Annotated in this window: 11 protein-coding genes; 6 read left to right on the top strand and 5 right to left on the bottom strand. The window is 40.3% G+C overall.

Translation table 11 applies throughout. The features are described 5' to 3' along the window. Nucleotides 1-150: 150 nt before the first annotated feature. From AN392_RS04265 to AN392_RS04255, 3 genes are all read right to left on the bottom strand, one after another. On the bottom strand, nucleotides 151-1,440 hold the full coding sequence (locus tag AN392_RS04265) for a hemolysin family protein (RefSeq protein WP_055011941.1): 1,290 nt from the start codon (nucleotides 1,438-1,440) through the stop codon (nucleotides 151-153). Nucleotides 1,441-1,551: 111 nt separating this feature from the next. Next, entirely contained in the window at nucleotides 1,552-2,253 is a 702-nt protein-coding gene (locus tag AN392_RS04260) for an ABC transporter substrate-binding protein (RefSeq protein WP_010389085.1), read from the bottom strand. Nucleotides 2,254-2,350: 97 nt separating this feature from the next. Continuing rightward, nucleotides 2,351-3,460, bottom strand: a complete 1,110-nt coding sequence (locus AN392_RS04255; protein ID WP_055011940.1) for an arginase family protein — start codon at nucleotides 3,458-3,460, stop codon at nucleotides 2,351-2,353. Between the two features lie 422 nt (nucleotides 3,461-3,882). On the opposite strand from AN392_RS04255, the gene udp reads away from it, so the two are divergent. After that, a complete protein-coding gene (gene udp / locus AN392_RS04250; protein ID WP_008112319.1) occupies nucleotides 3,883-4,638 on the top strand; it encodes a uridine phosphorylase in 756 nt (251 codons plus the stop codon). On the opposite strand, the gene cdd is transcribed toward udp, so the two are convergent. Both cdd and ppc read right to left on the bottom strand, forming a co-directional pair. Further along, entirely contained in the window at nucleotides 4,627-5,556 is a 930-nt protein-coding gene (gene cdd / locus AN392_RS04245) for a cytidine deaminase (RefSeq protein WP_055012070.1), read from the bottom strand. The two genes, udp and cdd, sit on opposite strands and share 12 nt — an antisense overlap. 122 nt (nucleotides 5,557-5,678) lie before the next feature. After that, a complete protein-coding gene (gene ppc / locus AN392_RS04240) occupies nucleotides 5,679-8,324 on the bottom strand; it encodes a phosphoenolpyruvate carboxylase (RefSeq protein ID WP_055011939.1) in 2,646 nt (881 codons plus the stop codon). 120 nt (nucleotides 8,325-8,444) lie between these two features. Here ppc and AN392_RS04235 point away from each other — a divergent pair, with 120 nt between their 5' ends. The 5 genes from AN392_RS04235 (at nucleotide 8,445) to AN392_RS04215 (ending at nucleotide 12,318) form a co-directional block, all read left to right on the top strand. Further along, nucleotides 8,445-8,843, top strand: coding sequence for a thiol-disulfide oxidoreductase DCC family protein (locus AN392_RS04235; RefSeq protein WP_055011938.1), 399 nt, complete (start codon nucleotides 8,445-8,447; stop codon nucleotides 8,841-8,843). Further along, a complete protein-coding gene (locus AN392_RS04230) occupies nucleotides 8,840-9,565 on the top strand; it encodes an SDR family NAD(P)-dependent oxidoreductase (protein ID WP_055011937.1) in 726 nt (241 codons plus the stop codon). Before AN392_RS04235 ends, AN392_RS04230 begins: the two co-directional genes overlap by 4 nt. Before the next feature lie 11 nt (nucleotides 9,566-9,576). Beyond that, nucleotides 9,577-10,185: a flavin reductase family protein gene (locus AN392_RS04225; RefSeq protein WP_055011936.1), complete on the top strand. Its 609-nt coding sequence runs from the start codon at nucleotides 9,577-9,579 to the stop codon at nucleotides 10,183-10,185. A 138-nt stretch (nucleotides 10,186-10,323) separates the two neighbouring features. Further along, nucleotides 10,324-11,544: a Xaa-Pro peptidase family protein gene (locus tag AN392_RS04220; RefSeq protein ID WP_055011935.1), complete on the top strand. Its 1,221-nt coding sequence runs from the start codon at nucleotides 10,324-10,326 to the stop codon at nucleotides 11,542-11,544. A gap of 117 nt (nucleotides 11,545-11,661) precedes the next feature. Continuing rightward, entirely contained in the window at nucleotides 11,662-12,318 is a 657-nt protein-coding gene (locus AN392_RS04215; protein ID WP_055011934.1) for a DsbA family oxidoreductase, read from the top strand. Nucleotides 12,319-12,323 lie beyond the last annotated feature (5 nt).

The raw sequence follows: 12,323 nt of genomic DNA, 5'->3' as shown, positions 1-12,323 counted from the left end.
TGGGCAACATTTACACATTTTTACAATTGATTATAGTTGTCACAAAATTAACTCAAACAATAGTTAAACTATATCAGTGACCTCCATAAAAAAGGCAGCCAATGCAAATACATTGACTGCCGTTAATCAATTATTTAATTTTAGCGACTGTTACTCGCTCTCAGGGTTCATCCTAGAGACGAGTAACTGCTCAATACGAATGCCTTCTACATCCACTACTTCAAATTTAAAGCCTGAAAATACAATAAATTCTGCACGTTTAGGAATATGCTTCATGGTGTAAATTAAATACCCGGCGACCGTTTCATAATGGTTTTGATCAGGGAACTCATCTATTTCCAGTACTTTGGCTAATTCAACAATAGGTGTTAAACCATCGACCAACCAAGAGTTAGCATCACGCTCAATGATTAGCTCCTCACTTTGATGCGTGATTAAATCACCCATAAAGCCTTTCATTAAATCTTTAACTGTCACGATTCCAACCACAAGCGCATATTCATTGACCACCACAGCAAAAGGGTGAACCGCAGTTTTAAACGCATTTAGCGACTCAGATAAGCTCAGTGTTTCTGGTAAGTAAAAAATATCTTTATCTAGCATATCCGCATTAATGTTTGCCGCCTCACCTTTAAGCACTTGGCGTAAAATATCTTTTGACTCAACCGAGCCAATTAACTTATCAAGGTTGCCTTTACACACTAAAAAGTGATTATGTGGATGCTCAATAATTTTATTGGCTATATCTTCACTCGACTCATCAATATCAAAGTAAACTATTTGCTCTCGTGGCGACATCACGCTTGATAAAAAGCGCGCTTCTAAATCAAATACATTACCAATTAAGTCATATTCCTGCTGTTGAAGGCTGCCATACTCAGCACCAGCATCCATCATGGCAACAATATCTTCAGTAGTAACAATATCCTCACGCTCACTGGGTACTTTAAACACCCGCAATACGATGTTGGTTAAGCCGTTAAAAAATAATACCAATGGTGTTAGCGCGAAAGTCACCCATCGCATAATTGTAACTACACGCACAGCAACAGCTTCAGGTAAAATCATTGCTAATCGCTTTGGGAGCAAATCAGCAAATAATATAAATAATGAGGTAATAATTAAAAACGACAGTAAAAAGCTAATTTGACCAAGTAACGGCCCCTGATAAAATAATTGCAGTATTTCTTGCACGTAAGGCGATAATGCCTGCTCACCAACAATCCCACCTAATATGGCAATCGCATTGAGCGTAATTTGGATCATGGCAAAAAAAGCACCGGGCTGCTCTTGCAGCTTTAAAACCGCCAGCGCTTGCACATTTCCTTCGTCGGCCATAACTCTTAACTTTATTTTGCGTGAAGCGGCAATCGAAATTTCTGACATCGCAAATAACGCACTCATCAAGATTAATAATGCAATCCCGATTAAATCACCCATTTATAACTCCAAAATAATCGCTTTTATTAGCAAAAGCAGCTGGATTATAGCCGCTTTTATAAACAGGGCAATTGATATTTATATAATATTATTTTCTTAATATTTTAATATTTATAGTTGCGATTCATACAAAGCAAAGGCCGTGCTAAGTTGCTGCTTTAATTTATTAGGTAGGTTTTTGTTACACGCAAAATATAAGGGAGCTTGGCTGACGTTGATGGGCATTAATGGCTCGAGCTGTAGTTCATTTAATAAGTGGGACTGTTCATGATTTATTCTCTGTGCAGGTATTACAACCAAATCAATGCTGGAACTTCGCGCTCTAATTATTTTAAAAATATTATCAAAGCTATTAAAAAGCATTAAATTTTCGTTTTCTTTAAAGCCTTGGGAGAGTAAATAGTGGTGGCTGTAATTATCTTTTAATACTGCAATTCTATATTGCTTCGCCTGATCAAGGCTTGTTAGCACAATGCCTTTGCTCTTAAGTGAGTAGAAGTTAGTATCAAATTGAGCTAATTTAGCAAACCAAACAAAGCTACTCTCACGCTCAGGTGAGCGAGAAATAGAGAAGATACAGGTTTGAGGATCTCTTAATGCAATATTATAAGTCATGCTCCAATCGTTTACTGAAATTGAATAATCAATCCCAGCATTATCAAGCACTAATCGTACTATATCGGCAGCATCACCGACTAAATTGTTGTTCGCATCAAGATACTGCGCAGGTGCAAAATTCTCTGTTACAACAGTGAGTTTAGCTGCGCAGTGTTGGCTTACAATGAGTAATAATACAAAACACCACTTAATCACAATAACCCGCTCTATTAAATTTAAGACGTCACTTTTCAATAAAAGCCAATTAAATATAGCGGGTTATTTGCAAATAGCCAATTTTTAGCTTTTGAAATTAGCGGTTCATTGCGTTAATTAAAAACGCTGAGATTTTAGCGCCTTCTCTCAGTGTCGTCTCAGAGCTTGATTGACCCACTAAAGAGCTGTCAGTAAACGGAGCTATCTCCATCATATCAGCCCCCGTTATAGGGAATTCATCAGCAATCGCTGACAAAATATCAAGTGCGTGTTGTGGCGTTAAGCCATTTTCTTCGGGTGTACCTGTTGCTGATGCAAACTCGGCATCGAGGGCATCAATATCAAAGCTTACATACACTTCATCGACCTTGTCTGCTTTTAATTGCGCAATAGCATCAGCCGCAACCGCAGCTGCGCCACGCTCTATAATTTCAGCAGCCCAATGTTGTTTTACGCCAAAAGTACTTTCCCAATGTGATTTAGGCTTGCCACTTGAGCGAATACCAAATTGAATTAAATGATGCGGCGCTGGTAAGAATTCCAAAATATGTGTGCACCAAGAGCCAAAACATAAGTCAATGCCCAAACGCTCTACGAGTAAGTCGGTGTGAGCATCAAAGTGAATAATTGCCGTACGTTTACCTTGCTCGCGTTTGGCTTTTAAATACGCTTTTGTTAACGGGTAGCTAATTGAGTGGTCGCCGCCAATACCAAAAATACCTTTGTCTTGGAATGTCGCATAAAAGCTATCACACACATCTTCAGTAATAGACAATGGGCTCACATAATGATCGTTATTGTCATTACCGTACAGCGCTTTTTGGCAGTTGGTAATAGTGGCCTCATTTAAATACTTATCGTGTAATAAATGCGGTATTACACGTACATCACCTAAATCAAACGAACGACACTGTGTTTGTTGATCAATCAATGCTGAGCGTAAAAATAAAGGCCCCCAGTTAGCGCCACGTAAAATCCCACCACCGCAATCAGAGCTAATGCCTAGCATTACTGCTTTATGTGGTGAATTAGGCAGCTCGTTAAGTGAGTCACGCCATAAAACATCAACATTTTCAGTTTGCCCATATAGTTTATTTCTAAGCGCTGCTTTGCGTTCTTTAGCCGTATTAACCGTAAAAACACCGTCGCCAGGTGCACATAAACAGTGTTCAACTTTATCTTTAAATGCTTGAAATTGTGTGCTCATTGTAAACCCTTTTTCAATCTGAATATCTTGTCTATTATTGAGTAGTTATGCAAAACAACGCACGCTGAATTAATTACAGATTATTTGCATAGTATGCTTAAAATCACAGGGCGCTTTATTTTGCTCACTTAGGTTGGTGGTAATTAAAAACCAACCCCACCTACTAACCAATTGAATATAAACAATTTAAATTATAGCTAACGGCTGTTTGGCCTAGCTACTGGTTTGCTATGAGGTATGAATATAGTGTCTGAGCAAACAAGTCAACTGGCTCATTTTTCTAGTAATTTTTGCCATTGATTGAATATTCAGAGTTGGTGAATAAATCAAATTAAGTCAATACGGACATCCGTCCTGTACTTCACTTATGTTTCTCGTAATCATGGTAAATTGACAACAATTCTTATTAAAAAGGCTTAGTTATGGAAAAGGTATTTCACTTAGGACTGTGTATTGATGATTTAAAAGGTGCAAAACTGGCAATTGTTCCAGGCGATCCAGATCGTGCAGCACGTATTTCACAGTTCTTAGATAATCCAACCTGCCTTGCTCAAACGCGTGAGTTTCACATTTATTTAGGCCAATTAAACGGTCACTCTGTAGTGGTATGCTCAACCGGTATTGGCGGCCCTTCAACGTCAATTGCCGTTGAAGAACTGGCACAACTAGGCGTACGTAGCTTTCTTCGCATTGGTACAACAGGTGCAATTCAACCGCACATTAACGAAGGCGATATTTTAATTAGCCAAGCTTCGGTACGATTAGATGGCGCGAGTCAGCACTTTGCACCGCTGTGCTATCCTGCCGTATCTGATTTTTTTGCTACTCAAGCTATGGTAAAAGCCTGTGAAAACCTTAATATCGATTTCCATATTGGTATAACCGCTTCGAGCGACACCTTCTACCCAGGTCAAGAGCGTTATGATACGCATTCTGGCTACGTACCTAAGTCATTACAAGGTAGCTGTGAAGAATGGCAAAAATTGGGCGTAATGAACTATGAAATGGAATCGGCTACTTTATTTACCATGTGTGCTGCACTTGGCTTACAAGCCGCTTGTGTTGCAGGTGTATTAGTAAATAGAACACGTCAAGAAATTCCAAACGTGGACCACGGCGAGATTGAGAAAAAATCTGTTGCCGTGGTACTTGAAGCCGCTAAAGTGTTACTTGGCTAATGTTGCGCTAATAACCTCAAGTGTTGGTAAGTTATCAAAGCTTGCTAACACTGCTTTTGCTACCCCTGATTGGTTTTCATGACCAGCAGTTTCTAATAAGGTAATTGATTTTACTGTTTGCTTATCAAAGCTTAATCCTGCTACAAACAATTGACTCACTGCGCTTTGCAATGGCGATAAGCTCGGGCTGTATGCTGCATTTTCAGCATAGCTGCCATAAAAGTCACCATTTTCGAACGTGCTTATTTTTACCGCACTGTAATTTTGACTGTATGGAACATAAGCCGCTAAAGCATAACTCATCAGCTTTTCATCAAGGTCTGTCTCTTTAAAGCACTTAGTTTGCTCTGCTGGGTTAAATAAGCTGTGCTCATTGCCTAAATCGGTTGGTCCAAATGAATGCGGTAATAGCTCTGCTAATTTAAAGTTTTGTGCTGGCAGTAAAATATCAAGCTCTTTTGCATCAGCCAATTCATTCATAAACTGACGGCAATACCCACATGGTGCATCACTAATGGCTACTTTCAGCACTTTCTTAGCGCCATTTAACCACGCATTATTAATTGCTGATTGCTCACCATGCACCACTAAACTAAGTGCTTGATGATCAAACTCAGCATTGGCACCAAAGTAAAAAGTGGTATTTCCTTGTGAATTAAGCCCTTTAACAATTGCGCCGACATGAAACTTGGAAATAGGTGCAACTGAAAATTCAGAAGCCATAGGCACCAAGCCTTGCAATAAAGTATCTTCGCTGACATTAAGTTCAGTACAAAGCGCTTTAATATCGCTTGAATGTAAAATACCGCGTTGAGTTTTTAATTGACTACGTAATGCTTGGGTTTGCGCTACGTTTAATGAGATGTGTGAATTGCTAAGTGCTGTATTATGTTGCACTTTAAAAGTTGCTGAAGCCATAATAGTTTTTATTTGTTCAATGGCCAAGTAGTGTAAAAGGTTGGCAAACGAAATACCAGCCTATTCAGCGTAAAAAAAGGGAACACGTCGCGTGTTCCCTTTAAAACTAATCTAATTTTGGATTAACCTGTATTTCGCATACCCGCTGCAATCCCCGTCATGGTGATCATTAGGGCATTATCTATATCGCTTTCATTACCTTTATCATCGCCACGAGAGCGACGTAATAGCTCAACTTGTAACACGTTAAGGGGATCAGTGTATGGATTTCTAAGCCCAATAGATTCTTTGATCCAAGGTTGATCGGCTAATAGACTTTTTTGCGGGCTCAATGATTGCACTAAGGTTATCGCCTCTGCTAATTCCTCACGTAAGGCAACACCTAAAGGTTTATACATGTCTTCCACCAGCGCATTATCGTAGTGCTCACTTAACCAGCTATCCGCTTTACTAAATACCATTTCTAGCATTTCTAAACGAGCTCGAAAGAAAGGCCATTGCAAACTCATTTCGTTTAGGGTTTCAATGCCATATTTTTCAAGCGCTGCTTTAAGTCCGCTTAATGCGCCTAACCATGCAGGTAACATTAAACGATTTTGACTCCACGCAAATATCCACGGAATAGCGCGTAAGCTCTCTACCCCACCATTAGGGTTACGTTTAGCTGGCCTTGAACCTAATGGCAATTTAGATAGCTCCAATTCTGGTGTTGCCATTCTGAAGTAAGGTACAAAGTTTTCATCGTGGCGTACCACATTGCGGTAGTGCTCACACGATACATCACTAATTAATGCCATGACTTCGCGCCATTCATCTTTGGGCTCTGGCGGTGGTAATAAGTTACTTTGCAGCACCGCACCCGCGTATATGTTTAAGCTTTGCAATGCCACATTGGGTAAGCCAAATTTAAAGCGAATCATTTCGCCTTGCTCTGTCACCCTAAGGCCCCCTTTGAGTGAACCCGGTGGCTGAGAATGCAGAGCTTGTGCAGCAGGTGCACCGCCTCGACCAACCGTGCCTCCACGACCATGAAATAAAACCAGCTCAATACCGCGTTCATCCGCCAGTTGCACTAACTTGTCCATTGCCTCATATTGTGCCCAGCCAGCAGCCATCATACCCGCATCTTTGGCTGAGTCTGAATAACCAATCATCACATTTTGAGTATTTTTAATATGACCTCGGTACCACTCATTATTAAGCAATGTAGTAATAACATTATGACCATCGTTTAAGTCATCTAAGGTCTCAAATAAGGGCGCCACGGGTAGTTCAAAACCGCAGCCTGACTCTTTAAGTAATAACTGCACCGCTAAAATATCAGAAGCAGTTCGAGCCATAGAAATAATATATAAACCAAAGGTTTTTGCATCTTGCTGCGCAATAACATCAAAGGTGTCGAGCACCTCTTGCACTTCAGGGCTAGGTTGCCAATGCTTAGGAATAAGCGGACGACGAGAGTTAAGCTCAGCAAGTAAAAAAGCCTGCTTATCTTGCTCTTGCCATTGGTTGTAGTCGCCAATACCTAAGTAACGAGTTAGCTCAGAAAATACATCACTGTGTCTCGACGAATCTTGGCGCACGTCTAATTTTGCCAAACGCAGTCCAAAGCTATTTACTCGGTGGATCATATCCAGTAGTAAGCCATTGGCCACTACTTGCATGTTGCACTTTAATAAAGAGCGATAACATGCCTCAATAGGGTGCTTAATTTGATTAATATCGGTGATTAAATCTTGAGATTCAGTGCGCTTATTTTTAATTTTAGCGCTTAAATGCATCACCGTTTCTGCAACTTGGTTTTTAACATCTTTCAAAACAGCACGGTACGGTTCAAACTCTTGCCCTGCCAATTTAATGAGCTCATCGCTAGCATCCGACATAGAAAGTTCAGCACAGAGCGTTTCTAAATCACGCTGGTATAAATCCAGTGCCATCCAACGGCCATGGTCGAGCACTTGCTTGGTTACTTCGGCGGTTACAAACGGGTTACCATCACGGTCTCCCCCCATCCAAGAAGTAAATTCTATCGGGCTGTAATCTGCTGGCAACTCCAAGCTTAAATGCTGTTTTACATGCTGGCTAAACTCACGTAAAAAACGGGGCACCGCTTCCCACAAACTGTTTTCAATGACTGCGTAGCCCCATTTAGCCTCATCGACAGGGCTTGGGCGTGAACGGCGAATATCGTCAGTATGCCATGCTTGGCTAATTAACTGCGCAATACGATTTAATATTGCTTCACGTTCTTGCGCAAGATTGTCGGTACGCTCAAGCGATGCTAAACAATCGCTAAGTTCAACATGTTTATTAATAATAGTACGGCGAGTCACCTCGGTTGGGTGTGCTGTTAGTACTAAGTTTATGTGGAGTTTTGAGAGGGTTTCAGCTAAATGATTATGATTAAGCTGACCTTGTTCGGCCTTTGCTGCTAACGTTTTTAATGTTTGAGTGAGAGGGTTTAGTTGGCAAAAACCAACATCATTAAAACGTGATACGGTATGAAACTGCTCAGCAACATTCGCTAAGTTTAAAAAATGATTAAATGAACGGGCAACCGGTAAAAGCTCTTCATCACTAAGCGCATGCAGTACATCTATAAGCGCTTTACGATCAGCTTCATTGCCACTGCGAGATGATTTTGATAAAGCCCGAATTTCTTCTACTTTATCTAAAATATCTTGTCCTTGAGCATCTTTAATAGTTTGTCCTAATAATTGCCCAAGTAAATTTACATTACCTCGCAAGGCGGCATATTGTTCACTCATTTTTAGCTCTCCTTTGTTTCTTTGAGGCCTATTAATATCATTATGTTTACTTATTTAATAGATCCATTTGCAACAGCATGTCGTAAAAAAGCATATGTAAAATAAACACAAAGCGATGACATGATCATTTTTTACGATGGTAATTGCCCCCTTTGCAATGCAGAGATGCAGCATTTAAAACGTGCCGATGTTGATCATAAAATTACACTAGAAGATTTAAATTCTGATGACTTTAGTGAGCGTTTTCCCGCAATCGATAAGCAATACGCCATGAATATACTGCATGCCCAAACCGATAATGGGCAGATAATTTACGGCTTAGACGTGACTTATCAAGCCTGGCGTACTGTTGGAAAATACCCTTGGCTCAAGATTATTCGTTTGCCCGTCATTCGTTTTTTTGCCGATCATGCTTATACTTTTTTTGCAAAATACCGTCATCACATTAGCCGTTTTTTAATGCCTAATGCACAGTGCAACTCAGGTCAATGTAATATCAAAACCAAAGGTGAAAAATGAAAACAGTGATTTTATTTGGCGCTAGTAGCGCCATTGCCCAATCTTACGTTAATCACTTAAACCAACAAGCAACACAATTTAATATTATTTGTGTCAGCTCATCGAACATTAATCACAGCGACATAAACGTAAACTATTTTCAGAGCGACTATTCAGCGCAAAGCCTAAACGAGCTAACCGAGTCGTTAAAATCTCAGCAAGTTGATATAGCTCAAGTGATTATATTTAATGGTCAATTACACAACGACCATCACATGCCAGAAAAAAAGCTTGAAGAAATCAACAGTGATTATTTTATGCAGCTTATACACTCTAATTCGCTTGTACCCCTGCTGTGTTTACAAAGTATAGTGCCGCTGCTTAACCACAAAACTCACTGCACAATTACCGCTTTAAGCGCTCGTGTTGGTAGCATTAACGACAATAAATTAGGTGGTTGGTATACCTATCGCGCATCAAAATCAGCACTTAATATGCTATTTAAAACAGCCGCCATTGAGCTTGCTCGTCGCGCTAAAAATACTAAACTGATTTTATTTCACCCAGGCACTACAGATACACAGCTTTCTAAGCCATTTCAAAAAAATGTTCCTGCAGATAAACTGTTTACCCCTGAGTTTGTTGCCCAGCAATTATTTAAATTTACTTACGAAAATCCACAATTAGAACTTAACAACGAACCTGCCTACCTAGATTGGCAAGGAAATACCATAAAATGGTAAGGAATTAACACATGCATTTTTCCAAAGACCGCATAGCCGCGCTTGAAAAGCACACACGTACGCATTTTATAAATTCATTGTCAGGGTTTAAAAGTGCTAACTTAATAGGCACACTGGATGAGCAAGGTAATACCAATTTAGCCATCGTTAGTTCGGTTATTCATTTAGGCGCACACCCACCACTTGTTGGCATGATCATGCGCCCGCACAGCGTACCAAGGCATACATTTGAAAATATTATAGAAACAGGCGTTTACACTATTAATCAAGTAAATAGTGACATTTACCAGCAAGCTCACCAAACCTCGGCACGTTACGCTAAAGATGAATCTGAGTTCGATGCTACGGGGTTAAAAACAGAATACTTAAATGAGTTTAACGCTCCATTTGTTGCACAAAGTCGACTTAAATACGCGGTAAAATTTGTAGAGAATCAACATCTAGCAGTTAATGGCACTGAGCTGGTTATTGGTGAAATAATGGATGTGTATGTAGATGAATCAGCACTCCAAAGTGATGGCTTTTTAGACTTACAAGCCATCGACACAGTTGCAGTAACCGGATTAGATAGTTACCACACGGCAAATAAGCTCACTCGCTTACCCTACGCGAAAAAATAGCCCTAGGTTATCAAGTCCTTTCGATAAGTGACTTGATAACCCACCCCCACTTTTTGAGCCTCTTGTTCACTAATCGCAATTAGTTTGAATTTAAACTGTTAAACCTACACACTATGCAAAATTTTGTAGGAGAAATATATGACCGCAGTTGGTATTGGTACTCACACACCCGAGCAAGCACTTGCTAGTTTAAGTAATATGACTCACTCAGTAACGCCAATTCAGGCCGATGAGTATTTAGCGCGTATGGCCAAAGCGCAAGCCTATATGCAAGCGCACAACATTGATGCCATTTATTTAAACGCAGGTACCAACTTAACGTATTTCACCGGAATGAAATGGTATGCCAGTGAACGACTTGTTGGCGCTATTTTACCTGCCGTAGGTGATGTGCAATACATTGCTCCACATTTTGAAATTGGCTCTTTAAATGGCTTTAAGGTTATTGATGGCCAAATACACGGCTGGCAAGAGCATGAAAACCCATTTGAGCTATGTGTTAAAGTGCTTAAGCAGCTCAATATTAGCGACACCGCTACCGTTGGTATTGATGAAAGCGCACAGTTTTTTATTTTTGATGGCATCAATAAAGCCAGTTCAGGGTTAAAACTAGTTAACGCACAACCTGTAACCGCACATTGTAGAATGCATAAATCAGCCAATGAATTAGCATTAATGCAATGTGCCATGGATATGACTTTAGCGGTTCATCAGGCTACAGCGAGCATGCTTTATGAAGGTATTAGCACCGTAGAAGTCGAAGAATTTATAAAAAAAGCCCATCAAAAAGTAGGTGCCCCAGGTAATTACTTCTGTATTGTATTGTTTGGCCTTGCCACCTCATTCCCACATGGCGTAAAAGATCCACAAATTTTGAAAAAAGGCGACATGGTGCTTATCGATACTGGATGTAAAGTGCACGATTACCTTTCTGATATTACCCGTACTTACGTATTTGGTGAAGCAACCAGCCGCCAACGCCTATTTTGGGATTTTGAAAAAGCGGCACAATTAGCAGCTTTCAATCAAGCAGCTCTCGGCGAAACCTGTGAATCGGTTGACGAAGCAGCTCGCAGCTACTTAGCAGCACAAGATTTAGGACCTGAGTATCAAACACCAGGTTGTCCACATCGTACGGGCCATGGTATTGGCTTAGACATTCACGAATGGCCATACCTAGTTGGCGGTGACAAAACCCCGCTTGCCACAGGCATGTGTTTTAGTAACGAACCCATGCTGGTTATTCCAGATGAGTTTGGGGTTAGATTAGAAGATCATTTTTACATGACAGATGACGGTCCGCGCTGGTTTACTCAACCGAGTCATAGCATTGACGACCCGTTTGGCTTAAACAGCTAACCTGAAAACATTCAATAAAAGAGCAGCACTTTCGTTGCTCTTTTTGTTTAAATATTGATAAGGTAGGCTCTATCCCAATATCCATTGCTATTACAAAGCAATCCTTAAAGGACTCCTATGAAAAACTTTAAAATAGATATCGTTTCAGATGTAATGTGCCCGTGGTGTATTATCGGTTACAAGAACTTAGAAACCGCATTGACCGAGCTAAAAGAAGAAATGAGTGCGGATATTACATGGCACCCTTTTGAGCTTAATCCAGATATGCCACTTGAAGGGCAAGACTTAGACGAGCATTTGCAGCAAAAATACAGCTTAACCGAAGAAGAAAGTGCGCGAAACCGTCAAAACATGGCAGATGCGGGTAAACGAGCTGGGTTTACCTTTAATTTTGACGGTAAACGCATCATGATCAACAGCTTTGATCTACACCGCTTGCTAATGTGGGCTCGTGAAGAAGGCAAGCAAACTGAGTTGAAATTGGCGTTTTTTGAAGCACACTTCACCGATTTAAAATATTTAAATCAAGAAGATGCACTACTGGATGTGGTAGAAAGAGTAGGCCTTAACAAAGATACAGCCCGAGATATTTTACACTCAGATAAATACGTACAAGCGGTTCGCGAAGAGCAAAATAACTTTAAGCAAATGGGTATTACTTCAGTGCCTACTTTCATTATAAATGATAAGTATGCGCTTACCGGTGGGCAGCCGAGTGAGTCGTTTATTCAAGCACTTAAGCAAATAAGCGAAGAAGAAGCTAAGCAAGATTAGTTAAC

The organism is Pseudoalteromonas sp. P1-16-1b (genome assembly GCF_001401785.1).
Taxonomy (GTDB): domain Bacteria; phylum Pseudomonadota; class Gammaproteobacteria; order Enterobacterales; family Alteromonadaceae; genus Pseudoalteromonas; species Pseudoalteromonas undina.
Note: the sequence above shows the minus strand (reverse complement) of the source record. Positions and strands in the feature narration are given on the sequence as shown.

Bases quoted from the DNA above. Each gene is read 5' to 3' on its own strand.
- udp (WP_008112319.1), top strand. From the start codon at position 3,883: ATGGAAAAGGTATTTCACTTAGGACTGTGTATTGATGATTTAAAAGGT.
- AN392_RS04215 (WP_055011934.1), top strand. From the start codon at position 11,662: ATGAAAAACTTTAAAATAGATATCGTTTCAGATGTAATGTGCCCGTGG.
- AN392_RS04265 (WP_055011941.1), bottom strand. From the start codon at position 1,440: ATGGGTGATTTAATCGGGATTGCATTATTAATCTTGATGAGTGCGTTA.
- AN392_RS04235 (WP_055011938.1), top strand. From the start codon at position 8,445: ATGATCATTTTTTACGATGGTAATTGCCCCCTTTGCAATGCAGAGATG.
- AN392_RS04255 (WP_055011940.1), bottom strand. From the start codon at position 3,460: ATGAGCACACAATTTCAAGCATTTAAAGATAAAGTTGAACACTGTTTA.
- cdd (WP_055012070.1), bottom strand. From the start codon at position 5,556: ATGGCTTCAGCAACTTTTAAAGTGCAACATAATACAGCACTTAGCAAT.
- AN392_RS04230 (WP_055011937.1), top strand. From the start codon at position 8,840: ATGAAAACAGTGATTTTATTTGGCGCTAGTAGCGCCATTGCCCAATCT.
- ppc (WP_055011939.1), bottom strand. From the start codon at position 8,324: ATGAGTGAACAATATGCCGCCTTGCGAGGTAATGTAAATTTACTTGGG.
- AN392_RS04220 (WP_055011935.1), top strand. From the start codon at position 10,324: ATGACCGCAGTTGGTATTGGTACTCACACACCCGAGCAAGCACTTGCT.
- AN392_RS04225 (WP_055011936.1), top strand. From the start codon at position 9,577: ATGCATTTTTCCAAAGACCGCATAGCCGCGCTTGAAAAGCACACACGT.